Source organism: Pseudomonadota bacterium, from assembly GCA_034660915.1.
Lineage (GTDB): Bacteria > Desulfobacterota > Anaeroferrophillalia > Anaeroferrophillales > Anaeroferrophillaceae > DQWO01.
Genome location: JAYEKE010000236.1, coordinates 39,769 through 55,319, shown reverse-complemented (window position 1 = coordinate 55,319; position 15,551 = coordinate 39,769). Strand labels below are relative to the sequence as shown.

The 15,551-nt window shown below is 48.0% G+C and carries 21 protein-coding genes; 14 read left to right on the top strand and 7 right to left on the bottom strand.

Annotation, left to right across the window (positions count from 1 at the left end; genetic code table 11):
* The 5 genes from U9P07_13440 to U9P07_13420 all read right to left on the bottom strand — a co-directional run.
* On the bottom strand, positions 1-1,086 hold a 1,086-nt coding region (locus tag U9P07_13440), incomplete at its 3' end, for an AMP-binding protein (GenBank protein ID MEA2110408.1).
* Positions 1,087-1,369: 283 nt separating this feature from the next.
* On the bottom strand, positions 1,370-2,839 hold the full coding sequence (locus tag U9P07_13435) for a 4-hydroxyphenylacetate 3-hydroxylase N-terminal domain-containing protein (GenBank protein ID MEA2110407.1): 1,470 nt from the start codon (positions 2,837-2,839) through the stop codon (positions 1,370-1,372).
* 40 nt (positions 2,840-2,879) lie between these two features.
* Entirely contained in the window at positions 2,880-3,884 is a 1,005-nt protein-coding gene (locus U9P07_13430) for an electron transfer flavoprotein subunit alpha/FixB family protein (protein MEA2110406.1), read from the bottom strand.
* An 11-nt stretch (positions 3,885-3,895) separates the two neighbouring features.
* Positions 3,896-4,693: an electron transfer flavoprotein subunit beta/FixA family protein gene (locus U9P07_13425; GenBank protein MEA2110405.1), complete on the bottom strand. Its 798-nt coding sequence runs from the start codon at positions 4,691-4,693 to the stop codon at positions 3,896-3,898.
* Between the two features lie 160 nt (positions 4,694-4,853).
* Complete coding sequence (locus U9P07_13420; protein MEA2110404.1) at positions 4,854-5,987, bottom strand: acyl-CoA dehydrogenase family protein; 1,134 nt, start codon at positions 5,985-5,987, stop codon at positions 4,854-4,856.
* An 817-nt stretch (positions 5,988-6,804) separates the two neighbouring features.
* Between U9P07_13420 and U9P07_13415 the strand changes: the two genes are divergently transcribed.
* Positions 6,805-7,251 (top strand): pyridoxamine 5'-phosphate oxidase family protein, encoded by a 447-nt coding sequence (locus tag U9P07_13415; GenBank protein ID MEA2110403.1) that lies wholly within the window; start codon positions 6,805-6,807, stop codon positions 7,249-7,251.
* An 83-nt stretch (positions 7,252-7,334) separates the two neighbouring features.
* Here U9P07_13415 and U9P07_13410 read toward each other — a convergent pair whose 3' ends face one another.
* Entirely contained in the window at positions 7,335-7,529 is a 195-nt protein-coding gene (locus U9P07_13410) for a CooT family nickel-binding protein (protein MEA2110402.1), read from the bottom strand.
* Entirely contained in the window at positions 7,522-7,941 is a 420-nt protein-coding gene (locus U9P07_13405; protein ID MEA2110401.1) for a DUF3842 family protein, read from the bottom strand. Before U9P07_13405 ends, U9P07_13410 begins: the two co-directional genes overlap by 8 nt.
* A gap of 146 nt (positions 7,942-8,087) precedes the next feature.
* Here U9P07_13405 and U9P07_13400 point away from each other — a divergent pair, with 146 nt between their 5' ends.
* The 13 genes from U9P07_13400 (at position 8,088) to U9P07_13340 (ending at position 15,524) form a co-directional block, all read left to right on the top strand.
* Positions 8,088-8,480: a MerR family transcriptional regulator gene (locus tag U9P07_13400; protein ID MEA2110400.1), complete on the top strand. Its 393-nt coding sequence runs from the start codon at positions 8,088-8,090 to the stop codon at positions 8,478-8,480.
* Positions 8,473-8,643 (top strand): hypothetical protein, encoded by a 171-nt coding sequence (locus U9P07_13395; protein MEA2110399.1) that lies wholly within the window; start codon positions 8,473-8,475, stop codon positions 8,641-8,643. The genes U9P07_13400 and U9P07_13395 overlap by 8 nt, the downstream gene beginning before the upstream one ends.
* Before the next feature lie 83 nt (positions 8,644-8,726).
* Complete coding sequence (locus tag U9P07_13390) at positions 8,727-9,611, top strand: Mrp/NBP35 family ATP-binding protein (protein MEA2110398.1); 885 nt, start codon at positions 8,727-8,729, stop codon at positions 9,609-9,611.
* Positions 9,612-9,641: 30 nt separating this feature from the next.
* Positions 9,642-10,235: a nitroreductase family protein gene (locus U9P07_13385; GenBank protein MEA2110397.1), complete on the top strand. Its 594-nt coding sequence runs from the start codon at positions 9,642-9,644 to the stop codon at positions 10,233-10,235.
* Positions 10,236-10,287: 52 nt separating this feature from the next.
* On the top strand, positions 10,288-10,650 hold the full coding sequence (locus tag U9P07_13380) for a NifB/NifX family molybdenum-iron cluster-binding protein (GenBank protein MEA2110396.1): 363 nt from the start codon (positions 10,288-10,290) through the stop codon (positions 10,648-10,650).
* Between the two features lie 22 nt (positions 10,651-10,672).
* Positions 10,673-11,020, top strand: a complete 348-nt coding sequence (locus tag U9P07_13375; GenBank protein MEA2110395.1) for a NifB/NifX family molybdenum-iron cluster-binding protein — start codon at positions 10,673-10,675, stop codon at positions 11,018-11,020.
* A gap of 99 nt (positions 11,021-11,119) precedes the next feature.
* Positions 11,120-11,416 carry a DUF5320 domain-containing protein gene (locus U9P07_13370; protein ID MEA2110394.1) on the top strand — a complete coding sequence of 99 codons (297 nt, stop codon included), beginning with the start codon at positions 11,120-11,122 and terminating at the stop codon, positions 11,414-11,416.
* A gap of 74 nt (positions 11,417-11,490) precedes the next feature.
* Positions 11,491-11,982, top strand: coding sequence for a NifB/NifX family molybdenum-iron cluster-binding protein (locus U9P07_13365; GenBank protein MEA2110393.1), 492 nt, complete (start codon positions 11,491-11,493; stop codon positions 11,980-11,982).
* Positions 11,983-12,076: 94 nt separating this feature from the next.
* A complete protein-coding gene (locus U9P07_13360; GenBank protein ID MEA2110392.1) occupies positions 12,077-12,316 on the top strand; it encodes a DUF5320 domain-containing protein in 240 nt (79 codons plus the stop codon).
* A 210-nt stretch (positions 12,317-12,526) separates the two neighbouring features.
* A complete protein-coding gene (locus tag U9P07_13355) occupies positions 12,527-13,375 on the top strand; it encodes an ATP-binding protein (GenBank protein ID MEA2110391.1) in 849 nt (282 codons plus the stop codon).
* The gene (locus tag U9P07_13350) at positions 13,372-14,250 is read left to right on the top strand and encodes an ATP-binding protein (GenBank protein ID MEA2110390.1); all 879 of its coding nucleotides are present in this window, start codon (positions 13,372-13,374) and stop codon (positions 14,248-14,250) included. Before U9P07_13355 ends, U9P07_13350 begins: the two co-directional genes overlap by 4 nt.
* A 14-nt stretch (positions 14,251-14,264) precedes the next feature.
* Complete coding sequence (locus U9P07_13345; GenBank protein MEA2110389.1) at positions 14,265-14,558, top strand: iron-sulfur cluster assembly protein; 294 nt, start codon at positions 14,265-14,267, stop codon at positions 14,556-14,558.
* 42 nt (positions 14,559-14,600) lie between these two features.
* Positions 14,601-15,524, top strand: coding sequence for a radical SAM protein (locus U9P07_13340; protein ID MEA2110388.1), 924 nt, complete (start codon positions 14,601-14,603; stop codon positions 15,522-15,524).
* The last annotated feature ends 27 nt before the right edge of the window (positions 15,525-15,551 follow it).

Sequence of the window (15,551 nt, the reverse complement as noted above, 5' to 3'; positions counted from 1 at the left end):
CAAGGAGTTGTTCTGCCGGACAACGGTTTCGATATCACTGGGAAAGACGTTGACTCCCTTGATAATAAGCATGTCATCCAAACGTCCGTGGATTCCGTTCAGGCGCATGTGAGTTCGTCCGCAGGCACAAGGTTCCGTGGTATAAGATACGATATCTCCGGTCCGGAAACGAATCAAAGGCCGGGCCACTTTTTTGAGTGAGGTGAGAATCATTTCACCCCGTTCTCCTTCCGGAACCTCTTCGCCGGTATCTGGATCAACAACTTCCACCAGAATATGGTCTTCCGCCCAATGCAGGCCCTGCTTGTATTCACACTGTCCGGCACAAGCCCCGAAAATATCCGATAGACCGTAATAGTCATACACATGGGCATTCCATAACTCTTCAATGCTCTGCTTGGTTTCCGGAATCGAACCACCCGGCTCCCCGGCGACAAAGATTTTCCTGATCGACAGATCGGCGGGATTAATACCGTTTTCTTTCGCTGATTCACCCAGAAACCAAGCATATGAAGGAGTTGTCCAGGTAACGGTGGGCTTCCAGGTTTTAAAAATTGCCAATAATCTTTCAGACGGGATGGTTCCCGCCCAGATGGTCAAAGCCCCAAGTTTCATGGCACCGATTACATCCGGACCACCGACAAAAAGGGTGAAATTAAGAGCATGACAATAACGGTCAGTCGGCCTCATGCCGGAAGACCAGAACAAGCGAGCCTGGAAATCCTGGAAATCTTCAAAGTCCTGACCGGTAAAGGGAGATGCGGTGGGGACCCCGGTAGAACCGCTGGATGCGCTCAAAAAAACAAAATCTTTTTCTGGAGCGCAAATCATATCTCCAAAGTCGGGTACTGCCTGCTGCCGATCCCTGAGAACCTTCTTGTTAACCGTTGGAAACTTTTTCAGATCTTCGAGACTTTTCAGATCTTCCGGCTTGACGCCTTTTTCGTTAAAGGCCCGTTGATAATAAGGCGACTTATTGTACGTCAGCTCCATCATATTTTTAAGCAGTGACAGCTGATATTCTTTGAGTTTTTCCCTCGGCATGGTTTCTAATTCTTCATCCCAATACTTACGATACTCAGTCATGATACCCCCTCATCCTTTTGGCTTTTTCAATATTACAATATGCGGTAGAAAAAATAATCTCGTATCAATAAAAAGGCTTATGCCTTATAACTAGCTTAATTAAGTAGAAATATTAAAATCAAATAATCTCACTAGCGATATTTTAGCACACTGTTCTACCTTTCATTGGCAACAAAAAAAGATCGATCTATAACGGTCGATCTCAGGCGGCCCAACGCTGATTTGCGATTGGCAAACTATTGCCGCGAATCAGCGTTGAACCACCGGATTTTATCTTATGCTTCTATCTTTTCGGCTTTGGCGGATCTTGAACCTCCTCGTCAATATTGATCAACTTTTTAGCATGATCGGCAAACTCTTCCCATGGGGTGAGTAGTCTGACGAGCAGTTTTGCGCCATCGGGCGAGCCGCCGCCGTGCATACATCCTGGAACCCCGGCTCCTAGTGTTAGCCATTCTATGAGACGGGCGGCCTTAAAGCGGGTTTTCGCGGACGGCGCCCCGGCCTTGAATATCTTCTGGATATCTTCTCCATAGTCTTCGTTCGTGAAATCTTTGTGGGATGGCATGCAGCCGGTTTCCGCGATGCCGCCGCCGATATCCTGGGCAATCCGTTTGGTTTCATAAGGTAGCGTGGCAACCATTACCTTATTGGTGTGAGCTGAGAGTGGATCGGCAAAAAATGCACCGGATGAATGCTTAAAACCGGTGGCACAAGATCCTGCTCCAAGTCCATAGGTAACCTGATTGTTAATCGACATATCAATCAATTTAGGCATGAAAGTCTTTGACGCCAGGCCATTCGCCCGGGCCAGGACAATGGATGCTCCGATCATGGCGTCTCCCTGACCGGCAACGCAGGCACCGATACAAGAACGATAATTACCGGTGAAGAAACCGATAATTTTAGCACAATATTTAAACTCTTTACACATGAAGACCCGTTCATTGGGAACAAATACATCATCGAACAAAAGGAATCCCTGAGTAATGCCGGTATCGGGAACTTCAAATTCCGCTTCTGGTTCGTATTCCCGCCGGTCACTGGGGTGGGTCGCTTCAATGATAGTCAATCCTTCAATATCCCGTGGGACGGCACAGGCAACCGCAAAATCCTGATCACTTTCACCGTAAACCCCACCAGGGAGAAGAAAAATTTCATTTGAAGCCGCCGTTCCACAAATCATTACCTTGGCTCCACGAATAACTATACCATCATCCCGAACTTCCGTTACCCTGATGTTGGCATCAAGATTTTCCTGCTGCGATGGTTTCTTGCTGCGATCTCCTTTGGAATCAGTCAGGGCACCGGCCACAGCCAGCCCCTCACATTCGACATTTTTTATCCATTTTTCCAGTCTTTGATGGTAGTTAGTGCCATGTTTTTCGTCAATATCAGCGGTTACTGCCCACATGACATTCATGCCGTTCCAGCCACAACAGACGGCTCCGGTACAGCTGCCGGTTCTTCGGTAATTGAGTCGTTTCATGTTCATGTTGGCAATTAAGTCTTCTGCACTGGTCATCATGGAGTTCCAACGCAGAATCTTTTCACCGGTGAAGGTCGATGTCGTAGTGTAGATATCCGCCAGCTCAGGATCATTGGCTCCATCATAGACTCTGGCATGGCTTTCCACGGTTCTTTTAGTTGCCGGATGGGTGGTGACATCTTCAATAAGTTCGCCGAACTTATAGATATTCGGCCGTAGCTTTTTGAGTGATGCCAGATAGTCGTTTCGATTCTTGATAGCCATTATTATTCTCCTTTACTAATTAAAGGTTATTATGGTGAAACTAACTGATACCATTATCAGCTTTATATTTTCGTATTTTATCAATAAATACCGGCAGAAATTCCCTGCAGTCATCAACAATTCCATAATCAACCTGCTCAAAAACCGGGGCTTTTGGTTCGTTGTTGATAGCAACCATAACCTTGGCACCGGTAATCCCCACCATGTGCTGCAGCTCGCCTGAAAGACCGACACCGATGTACAGGTCGGGTGACACCATCTTGCCGCTCTGGCCAATCATTTTATCCAGTTCTATCCAGCCTTCATCAACAGGAGGCCGGGTCGCTCCCAGAGCGCCACCCAGCTCATCCGCCAGGGACGCGATCTGCTGCCAGCCGTCCGGATCGCGGGCACCAGCGCCGCCGGCAACGATGGTTGCCGCATCTTCCAGCGTTACACCCTCTTCTTCCTCGCGGACAACCTGCAGCAATTCCACGCTGCGATTTTCCATGGCCGCAATGTCAAGGTGCACGAGCTGGCCCTGCTTTTCTACGCTGATATCCGGTTTTGGAAAAACACCCTTGGCAATGGTGGCCATCTGCGGCCGCTTCTCCGGGCAGACAATCGAGATTAGCCCGCCGTACGCCGGGATTATCTGCTCCAGTCGCTTTTCTTCATCCAGCTTCAGGTCGATGCAGTGGGCCGTCAAACCCGTTTGTAGCCTGGCGGCAACCAGAGGTGCCAGTTCCTTGCCGGCGGGGGTGGTCCCCAGCAGAAAAATTTCCGGTTTGCGCTTTGTTGCCAGTTCGACGATGCTCTGCGTGTAGAAGTCTGCCTGATAGTATTCCAGTTCGGCATGATCTCCCAGAAAAATGGTATCAGCCCCGGCATTGAAGAGAATCGGGGCCTGGTCCTGGACGTCTTTCCCTAAAACGATAACCTCCAGGGTCGTTCCCAGGTCGTCGGCCAACCCTCTTGCCCGCCCGATAAGCTCCAGCGACACCGGCAGAATGGTTCCCTTGTTTTGTTCCGCAAAAACCCATACGGGTCCTGTTGAGCCTCCCACGATGAACCTCCTCACAGCAAGCCGGCTGCTGCCAGTTTTCGTACCAGCAGGTCGGCTTTTTCTTCTCTTGTTCCTTCTATGAGCTCAACCTCCCTCTTGTTTTCGGAAGTCCTCAGGTCTGAAATGATGGTCGGCGAGCCGGACAGTCCCAATGATGACGCTGGTTTTCCCAGGGCATCGAGGTCCCACGTCAGTATTTCTTTCTTTCTCGCTTTGATAATACCCGAAAAGCTGATGGCCCTGGGTTTGTTGAGCTCCCTGGTGACGGCCAGCACTGCCGGCAGGCGCACCTTCAAGAGGCGATATCCGTTGTCAACGTGGGCTTTGATCTGCCACCACTCCCCATCCGGTTTGCTTATGTCCGTGACCTCGGTGATAACGGGTAAATCAAGAAACACGCTTAACTGCGGTCCTACCCATTCCGTGCTGCCATCACTGCTGGCCATACCGCAGAGAACCAAATCGGCGGCGCCGATTTTTTCAATTCCGGCTGCCAGCGTGTAGGCCGTGGCATAGGCATCGGCACCGCCAAACGCGCGGTCGGAAAGCAGGGCGCCATGATCGGCCCCCATTGCCAGGCATTCTCTGACGACTGCGGACGCCGGAGGAGGCCCCATGCTGATAACGGTTATCTCACCGCCCTGCTGCTTTTTCAATGTCAGGGCAGCCTCCATGGCATGCTTATCAAGCTGGTTCATCACCAGGGGGATAGCGGCTCGCGTCAGGGTTTTGGTGCGAGGGTCTATCTTTATTTCAGATGCTCTTTTTGGATCAGGCACCGCTTTGACACAAACGACAATCTTAAACATTGTGTTACCTTTTCTAGGCAGATCGCGGGTTGGCAATCCAGCTCTCCACGTTCTTGTTGGACGAGTGGTTGCCTTATTGAAGATGTTACGGGCTTTTGAGTTTGTTTATTGTCTAGTGCCCATCTGGAGTCAATTGATTCCAGATGGGCACTACATCTATCTATAGTGCTGAACGGGCGATAATAACCTTCATAATGTCAGAAGTTCCAGCTGATGGTCCAAGCACAAAGGAGTCCCGAAGATAACGGGTGATGGCGTATTCGTTCATGCAGCCGTAGCCGCCATGGATATCGGCGGACATCTTCGCGGCTTTCTGCGCCGTTTCAGCAGTGTAATATTTAGCCATGGCAAATTCCGTGTCGCACCGTATTCCCTTGTCCTGCAGTGCGGCCGCGCGGTATCCGAGAAGGCGGCCGGCTTCCAGATCCAGTTTCATTTCTGCTATCTTGTTTTGAATGGCCGGTAACTTGATTATGGGTTTGCCGTACAGTATCCGTTCGTTGGCAAACTTTATGGCTTCTTCCAGACAGGCGGTGAGCACACCCAGCGAACAGCCGACCATGCCGCCGCGACCAACGTCACCGATGGCGCTCATGGCCACTTTCAGACCCTTGCCTTCGACGCCAAGGAGGTTTTCCTTCGGTACCCGACAGTCTTCAAAGATTAACCAGCCCGTGTTGCATCCGCGCATGCCGACTTTGTGCTCCTCGTGGGCGGGTTTGAACCCTGGCGTATCATTTTCGACGATAAAGGTTGAAAAGGCTTTCGGGTTTTCGTCGTCTTTGGCCAGGACCGTAATGGTATCAGCGATATGGGAGTTGGTGATAAAGCACTTGCGGCCGTTAATAATGTAGTCGTCGCCATCTTTCTTGTAGACTGTCCGGCCTCCGGTAGGGTCGGAGCCTCCGGTTGGCTCGGTTACTCCCACGGTTGCCAGCCGCTCGCCTGTTGCCAGGCCGGGCAGGTATTTCTTTTTCTGTTCGTCATTGCCGAACTTGATAATCGGTTCTATTCCCAACGCCAAAACCTGCAACATCATTGCGACGGCGCAGGAAACTCTTCCTACTTCTTCCAGGGCAATCAAGCGAGCCGTATAGCCAAGTCCCAGACCACCATATTCTTCTGGAATAGTCAACGCCATCATCTCAGCTTCCCCAAGAGCCTTAACTACTTCATCGTTTACTTTCCCGGTTTCTTCCATCTCAGGGATTTTAGGTGCTACCTTGGTTTCCGCAAATTCACGGGCTGCCTTTCTGAATAGTTCCTGTTCTTCGGTGAAGGTAAAATCGATCATTGTTTTCACTCCTTTTTGATGTTAGTTTATACAATTAAAATACATAACGCAGTAGTTGCTACCTTGAAATGACTGGAAAAGCAATTAAGATATCTGCAACCATCATGCCAAACAATGAATAAATAGGCATAATTACAAATCTTTTTTAAATAACTATCTGTCTAAAAACAAAAGGTTTTTTCTGGTTGGCAGAATATCTTTATGGAATGTGATAATGTGATTGCTTCCCTATACATATACAATGTATACATGTGTATACATTGTATATGTATAGGGGGGGGGTAAGGTGTATGTTAGGATTCTGTTTTTGAGTGTCACGAAAACCCTGTTGATGGGTATTTTTCAGTGGAATTTTCATGCTGTAACTTAAACCTAAGCTGAGCTATTAGCGGTTAGCCATTAGCCATTAGCTTTTAGAAATCAGGGCTTTACGTTGATTAGTAACAAAACCCATCGGGTGAATATGTATAATATTAAATATCTTGTAATTATTGAGCTAATCGCTAAGTGCTAAAAGCTAATCGCTTAATTTAGGTTAAAGTAAGAGGTTTTAGAACATCGATGATATTGATGTTTTGCGGTTGTGAGGGGTTGGTGTCTGGGAAGATCCGCATAATTATTCTTGATGCATACCATGGGACCGAATATTGCAATGGTTGTCTTTGTGACGGTAGTGGTTCTTTTGATTATAAATCAATGAATATCCTTAAAATTCACTTGCTGCTAAGATAAGAAGATAATAAAGATAAGAAGATAATATTGTAAAAGAAACCATCATTGTGGATAGATTTAAAATCGCATTCAGACAGGAGAATATATGTCAAAAAATCTTGGGAATTTTCTTGATGATATGGCAATGGAGCAATTCAATGCTCAAGAATCGACAGTTGTTGTGGCCACAGTTTCTGAGGATGGATTTCCGAATACCACGCCTGTACATCTTATCATTGCCAAGGATCCTCAAACGCTTTTGCTTGCTCTTGGCTTAGGTCATCAGGCTACAGCAAACATACGATCAAACCCGAAGATCATGATTTCACTTTGTGAAAAAAATGATCTTAATATTTCTATTAGGTGTAATGCCGAAATCATTTGTGAGAAGATGGATAGCAACAGTGGCATGTGTGTTGTTGAGGCAAAAGTAGAAACGATAAAAGATGACTCTACGCATTCAAGGACGATTTCAGGAATAAGGTATGTATGTAAAACCGATCGGGGTGAAAGATTTATTCGGGAAGCTTTTGATGAATTGAAAAAATTATGATCTAACTAACAGATGATTTTATTTGTAATCCGTCGCGTTCTGGACGGTGGGATGTAATCCAGTAAATTCCCACCATGATATTCTTATTTGCTGGACTCAAGAAGAATCTTATGTTCCATCAGTGATATCTGACGTATCTCCGCGTCAATAAGTTTTTGTTCGCCAAATATGTTTTCCAGCAGAATCTTCCCGCTTTCTGGTTTCAGATTGTACACATTTTCCATGACCATCAGGCTCTCTTCCTCGGATTTCTTCAGGTATGCATTGGCTTCACACATTTTCCCTAAACTCCTTTTGCAGCATTTTGACCATGAGATCGATGAGGTGGGGTAACGGCTCTTTATAAATACCGATAATTTTAATATTTTCCTGGGACAGGGGTAGCAGGAGCTTTTTTGCCGGGCTGGCAGCAATAGCGGTGGCCATTGCCGGAGTAAGTTCTCCCATGATTGCATGGGCCATGATAATGGAAATAGTTCCAAGAATAATGTCAACTTTTACAATGCTTTGGATAATGGCATTTTCGCCGGTGGCTCCCCGGTTTGCTCTGGCTTTCATCATTGCGGCCGTGGCAATGGCATTAGTACCCAGCGCCCATATCTCCACCTCTTCGCCGAAGACTTCCTTCAGCTGTCGGATAATGGCACTGCCGATGCCACCTCCCTGTCCATCAACTATTCCTATCTTCATAAGCTTTTATTACCTCCTGTCCGGATAGCTATTGGTAAATTATGTATGTATTTTTTGCAAGTCATTTCTGATATTTTATTTTTTGACTTGACAATATCCATTTACAGGTTATATTAATACTGATAGTTGAGGAAAGAGAGTAGCTGATGATTGAAGGTACGGTTGCGGATAATGATTATCCCATGTATTCTATAGGAGTTGTGGCTGATTTGCTCCAGGTGCATCCGCGGACTTTGCGATTGTATGAAAAGGCCGGTTTACTTTTTCCCTCACGCAGGGGGGGGAAGCGTTTTTATTCCCGCAATGATGTAAGCTGGCTGCAGTGCTTGCGGCGGTTGATACATGAAGAAGGGGTTAATATCTCCGGTTTGCAGAAATTATTGCAGCTTGCTCCCTGTTGGGAAATTCGTCAGCAGACTTGTCGAGAGCATCATTGTTGTAGACATTGTGCCTTAAAAGGTAATTCCAGTTATTATCAAATTCAACGGCGATGTCGCCAGCGAGGCAATGAGAAGTTAGAGGAGTCCAAGGATGAGTGATGAAGTGCAGAAAAAGATAAAAGAGTTGAGTGTGGAGGGAAAGATAACTTGTGCTCAGGCAGAGATGGTTGCCAGGGAATACGACCTTAGCCGGAAGGCGGTTGGAGAACTTATTGATGAGTTGGAATTGAAAATTATTTCGTGCCAGTTGGGCTGTTTTTGATTTTATTACTATTGCTTTTTGTGCCAAATTAGTGATAATACAGTGAAAATTTTAAAAATTTATTATGGAAAGTGAGGATGCAAATGAGTGATTGTGCCGATGGGGCATCATGTAGCAGCTGTGGCAGTGCCGAAAGCTGCTCGGCTGAAGAGAAGCAGCGTCGCGAGGAAGAACAGCTGCAGGAAAGGTTGACCCACATAAAACACTCGATAGTGGTAATGAGTGGTAAGGGTGGAGTTGGTAAAAGTACGGTCGCGGTGAATCTGGCGGTTTCGCTGGCACAGCAGGGTTTGAAAGTTGGATTGCTGGATGCTGACATTCATGGTCCAAATCTGCCGAAGATGTTGGGCTTGGAACAATCGCGCCTGCAGGCTACCGAAGGCGGAATCTTACCCATGGAGTTTATTCCTGGTCTGTCAGTGGTTTCCATGGCTTTTCTGCTTGAAAGTGTAGATAATCCTGTTGTCTGGAGGGGGCCGTTAAAACACACGGTTATCAGGCAGTTTGTGGCTGATGTCCAGTGGGGTGATTTGGATTATCTGGTGGTGGATCTGCCACCGGGAACCGGTGATGAGCCCTTGAGTGTTGCTCAGGTGCTTAAGGCCGTTGATGGCAGTGTCATTGTTACTACTCCTCAGGAGGTAGCCCTGCTTGATTCCCGTAAATCGGTGGTCTTCAGCCAGCAGCTCGAAATTCCGGTGATTGGTATTGTGGAAAATATGAGCGGTCTTGTTTGCCCCCACTGTGGGAAAGAAATTGATTTATTTAAAAAGGGCGGTGGAGAGCTGGCGGCTAAAGAGCTGAATGTTCCCTTTCTGGGTCGCATTCCCATTGATCCCCAGATTGTGGTGAACGGTGATGCTGGGAAACCGTATGTGATTGCCTTTCCCGAGTCGCAGGCAGCGCAGAATTTAAAGCAGATTGCTGATAAATGTCTTTCATTTACGGAAAAAAAGGATAAGAAATAATCTACTTTTAATCAATAGCAGGGGGGAGCGATGGATTCTTTAGAATGTTTACTGACCAGGCGTAGTATTCGCAAATTTAAAGATCAGGATGTTGACAACGAAACATTGCAGAAAGTTATTGAGGCGGCTCGGTACGCTCCTTCGTGGGCCAATACCCAATGCTGGGAGTTTGTTGTCGTTCGGGATCAGGGGGTGAAAGAGCAGCTGGTCCAGACTGTTCCGGAAGAGAATGCTGCTCGCAAATTATTACTCCAGGCCCCGGTGGTCATGGCAATTTTGGGGAAACACGAGCTTTCAGGCTATTACAATGGTGAAGCGGCTACCAATAAGGGTGACTCCTGGTATATGTTTGATGTGGGCCTCGCAAGTGAGAACCTAGCTCTGGCTGCCCATTCTTTGGGGTTGGGGTCGGTAACTTTGGGACTTTTTGATGCCCCGGCGGCCGAAAAAGTGCTTTCAGTTCCCGCTGGAGTGTCATTGGTAGCCCTGATGCCTTTAGGCTATCCGGAGAAAACCCCTTCCAGGGCGCCTTCCCGTAAGCCTATCTGTGAATTTGTTTTTTTGAATAAATATGAAAGTCCCTGGGCTACGGGAGAAGAGAATCTGTGTTTTATTGAAGAATAATGGATCGTTGTGATTTTAAGAGTTTAAATTTAAAAGACGCAGGAGAAAAATAGTGAGAAAGATAGCGTTGGCGGCCAATGACAAAAATGGTCTTGATGGTGAAATGAGCATGCACTTCGGGCGCTGTCCGGCTTATGTGGTTGCTTATGTTACGGATGATAACCGGATTGAAAAAACCGAGATGGTTGAAAATCCTTATTTTGGGCAGCATGTTCCCGGCCAGGTGCCGACTTTTATTAAATCTCTGGGTGCCGATGTCATGATTGCCGGGGGCATGGGGCCAAAAGCCATTGAAATGTTTCAGGGATTCGGTATCGAAGTCGCAACCGGGGTCGGGGGAAATGTGGGCAATGTACTGCAGGCCTATCTGGATGGAAAAATTTCCGGAGCTGCCGGCTGTGGCCATGAGCATTGATGTTATTTTTGAGGGTTAACGTATGCTGATTGCTTTCAGTGTAGACAACAATAATGAGAAAGCGATGATGGATTCGCGGTTCGGTCGTTGTCCTTTCTTTGCTTTGCTTGAAGATCAGAGCGGTGAGATTGAATATGTGGCCAATCCGGCAGCCGGCGCCTCGATGGGTGCCGGTACCGGGGCGGCTCAGATGCTTATAAATCGGGATGTGGCAGTGGTGGTGAGCGGGCAGGTGGGGCCGAAAGCCCTGGAAATTCTCGAGGCGACAGGGACTCCCATCTATCTGACCCCGGCTGAACTGCCATTTTCTATCGCCTTGCAACGATATCAGGAAGGGCAGCTGCAGCAATATCGCTTGCAGCGATTTTAAAATTTTTTACCTGTGTAGTTAGACAAGCCTAATTCGGCATAAATTAATAGTCGGCGTATGATGGGAAAACGCGGCTGAAAATCATGGGAGGTGAGACAGATGCCAGGATTTGATGGAACAGGACCTCAGGGTATGGGGGCAATGACCGGCGGTCGACGCGGTTACTGCGCCACCGGTGTTCCCGGTCCTTATAACTACGGCCCTCGTTTTGGCGGTTGGAACCGTGGTGTTCCGGGGATGCCCTATGGCAGTCCCCAGGCTTACGGTTATGATCCCCAAGCTGAATTGCAGTTTCTGCAGCAGCAGGCTGCCGGATGGCAGCAGAACTTGGAGCAGTTGGAAGCGAGAATTAAGCAATTGGAAGATCAATTACAGCAAAAACAACCGGCTGATTAAATCGGCCAGCTTAAAAAGACAACCGAATTAGGTTTGTCCATCCTATAAACAGGTAGATGGAAGGAGAAAAGATCATGAAAATAGCAGTGAGTTCAAGCGGTTCAACCATGGATGCCCAGGTTGATCCTCGTTTTGGTCGTTGTCAGTATTTTATCATTTATGATTCGGATTCCGGCAGTTCGGAAGCCTTGGCGAATGAGTTTCAAGGTGCATCCGGTGGTGCCGGAACCCAGGCAGCCCAGATGGTGGTCGGTAAAGGGGTTAAGGCGGTGCTGACGGGAAATTGCGGGCCTAACGCCTTTGCCGTTCTTCAGGATGCCGGGGTTCAGGTGGTGACAGGAGCCTCAGGAACGGTTGGGGAAGCGGTTAAAAATTTTGAACAGGGAAGCCTGCAATCATCAACTGGTCCAAATGTCGCGGATCATGCGGGAATGACTCAGTCTCAGGGTGTTGTTCCCCCTGCCCCTGGAATGGGCGGCGGCCGGGGAATGGGCGGCGGTGGTCGGGGAATGGGCGGCGGCCGTGGAGGTGGACGCGGCGGCGGTGGCCGGCGAGGCAATTTCTGATAGGGAATTATCCGCATAAGTATCTATTTTAAACTGTTACAGCTTGTAACTGCGAAGTTATAAAACGAAAAATTTCGAGAAGGAGGTGACAACTATGCCAGGATTTGATGGAACAGGACCCCAGGGTCAAGGATCGATGACCGGTGGCGGGATGGGTTATTGCGCCCGTCCTGCAGTTGGCCAAGTAGCTTCCCGTCCTCTGGTTAGGCAGCCAATTGGCGGCCAGCCGGTATATTACGGGGCTGGTCGTGGCGGCTTGCCCAGAGGCGGCGGCCGTGGTCGAGCCTTTGGTGGCGGTCGTGGTCGCTCTGCCGGTCGGCGAAGCCGCTGGTAGAAGATCGTTTTTTGTAATCTTTGATCTGTCTCTGAGCGTATTCAACCCTCAGGGACAGGTGCCTTTGATTCTCTTTTTCAGGAGACATTGGTTTAATCTGGTTTCCGCAGCCCGAAAAAATCTGTCGTTTAGCCGGGCTGCGGAGCCGAATGTTATGCTTGTAACTTGGGGCATGGCATTTATCAGCTTGGAAACAGGAGAGAAATATTCATGATTATCGCGGTTGCCAGTGGTAAAGGAGGGACGGGCAAGACAACCATTGCCACGAATCTTGCCCTTTCCATTCCCCAGGCCCAGTATATTGATTGTGACGTGGAAGAGCCTAATGGAAATCTTTTTCTCAAGGCCGAAATCCAGCAAAAAGAGGATGTCGGGGTTCCGCTTCCTCACATTGATAGCGCTCTCTGCACCTATTGTGGTATTTGCGCGAAAGACTGTGAGTTTAATGCTTTGGCGGTATTGAAAGACCGGGTGATGGTTTTTCCCGAGCTCTGCCATGGCTGTGGAGTTTGCAGTTATGTTTGTCCGGAAAAGGCCATTAGCGAGGGAGAGAAAATTATTGGAGTGGTGGAAAGAGGCGTTGTTCCTCAGGAAGGTGAGGATCTGGTTTTTTGTCAGGGTGTGCTTAATGTTGGCGAACCCATGTCTCCGCCCCTGATCAAAAAAGCTAAAACCTATGCTGAGCCGACCAGGACGGTTATTATGGATGCTCCTCCTGGAACTTCCTGTCCGGTGATTCAGACCCTGAATGGGGCTGACTTTTGCTTACTGGTAACGGAACCAACTCCATTCGGGCTTAACGACCTGGAATTGGCTGTCGGTGTTGTCCGGCAGATGAAGATACCTTTCGGAGTGATTATTAATCGTTCAGACAGTGGTGATCAGTCGGTGGTTGAATATTGCCAACGGGAAAATATTCCCCTGTTGATGGAAATCCCCCTTAATCGGGATCTGGCTTTTGCCTATTCCAAGGGTATTCCCTATGTGACCGAGAATTCTGAAGCTAAAGACCAGTTTGGACAACTACTGGTTGCCATTCACAAGGAGTTGCAAGTATGATTAAAGAATTGACCATTATCAGCGGTAAAGGCGGCACGGGAAAAACAACAATTACCGCTGCCTTTGCTTCCCTGTGTGAAAATAAAATTATGACGGATTGCGATGTTGATGCCGCGGATCTACACCTGATTTTGCAACCGGAAGTTTTGCGTCAGGAATCATTTATCGGCGGTCGTGCTCCGGTGATGGACAAGTCAATCTGCACTGAATGTGGTACCTGTCAGGAGGTTTGCCGTTTTAACGGCATTGACCTGGATCCGGATAAGGGCTATACTATCAATTCTTTTGCCTGTGATAATTGTGCCCTCTGTGCTTTCGCCTGCCCGGAAGAGGCCATTTCCATGGTTGACTCGGTGAATGGCAACTGGTTTATTTCTAAAACGCCATATGGCAAGATGGTACATGCCAAACTGGGTATTGCCGAGGATAATTCAGGGAAGCTGGTAACTTTAGTGCGTCAGCAGGCCAAAAAACTGGCAGAAGACGAAGGATTGTCTTTAATTGTTAATGATGGTCCTCCGGGTATTGGCTGTCCGGTGACGGCGGCTATTACCGGTACGTCCCTGGTATTGGTTGTCACTGAGCCGACCCTTTCAGGAATCCATGATATGGAAAGGGTGGTAGACTTATGCCGCCATTTTCAGATTCCGGTGCAGGTCTGTATCAATAAATATTCCATCAACCTGGTGAATACCCAGAAAATCCGGGAATATTGCGCTCATCTTGGGATCGCGATAGTTGGCGAGCTTCCCTTTGAGCCGCTGGTGAACAAAGCCTTGGTGGCCCGGCAGAATGTTATTGATTTCGAATGCGGGGCGGTTACCAGGGTGGTAAGAAAAATGTGGCAGGAAGTGGAAAAACAAATGATGGCTTGATAAAAGAGGAAACAGTGTCTGACTCTTCCCTGAAAGAAAAAATAAATCAGGCAATTGCTGCTGTTCGAGATCCTTCCACCGGAATGCCGGTTAGTGACCTTCCCTTACTGCGCCAATTGACGGTAAATGATGATGGGGAGGTCACCATTACCCTTGAACCATCATCACCGGTCTGCCCATTGATTTTCAAATTGGGTGATGATATAAAGCAGGCGGTGAAGAGAGTCGAGGGAATCCGCAAGCTGAAATTTGTCATTAAGGGGCATAAACAGCAGGCTATGGTGGAATCTTATCTTTCAGAAGATTAATTACATTTTCAAAGAGTCTTTTTTATAAAATACGGTCTGTTTATGAAGTATCTTTTTGGTCCTGTACCATCGCGCCGACTGGGGCTGTCTTTGGGTGTTGATCTGGTTCCTTACAAGGTTTGTTCCTTTGATTGTCTCTACTGCGAATTGGGACGAACAACTACTCATACCCGTGAGCGACGGGAATATGTCCCCACCATGGCCGTGCTGGATGAGTTGCGGCATTATTTTCAGGAGGCTGGCGATTCTTCCTGTGATTATGTGACCCTGTCCGGTTCGGGTGAACCGACCCTGCATAATAATCTGGCTGATATTGTCTTGGGGATAAAAGATATTACCAGCAGGCCATTGGCGTTGTTGACCAACAGTTCACTTATGGATGATCCCGCAGTCCGCCGAGCTGTTCAGCCGGTAGATGTGATCCTGCCCTCCCTTGATGCTGCAACCCCCGGGGTTTTTAAACATTTGAATCGTCCCGTTGACCAGGTGCATATCAAGGCAATAATTTCCGGTTTATCAGCTCTTAGAGAGGAATTTAAGGGCAAGATATGGCTGGAAATTCTTTTTTGTCGGGGGATTAATGATTCTGATGCTGAGGTAGAGGAGCTGACAAAAGCCTTTCAGGATCTGCGACCGGATAAAATCCAGCTCAATACAGTTGTCCGACCTGGTGCCTATCAGGAGGCGCAATCGGTATCCCTGGAATTTTTGCAGCAGGTGCAGAAACGCTGGGGGGAGCGGGCGGAGATCATTGCTTCATTCAGCAGCAACCAATTGAATTACAGTCAACAGGATAGCCGGCAACGGATTGTTAATACGCTTAAACGCCGGCCCTGCACAGTTCAGGATCTGGCATCTTCCTGCGCGATGGTTCCGGCGGAAGTCGTCAAGTTTCTTGATTTGTTAAAAAATGAGGGAACAGTCAGGGAATCCGTCCATGAGGGTGTAACCTTTTTTTTAGCATGATCATATTTATATTGGCCGGGGATAAAA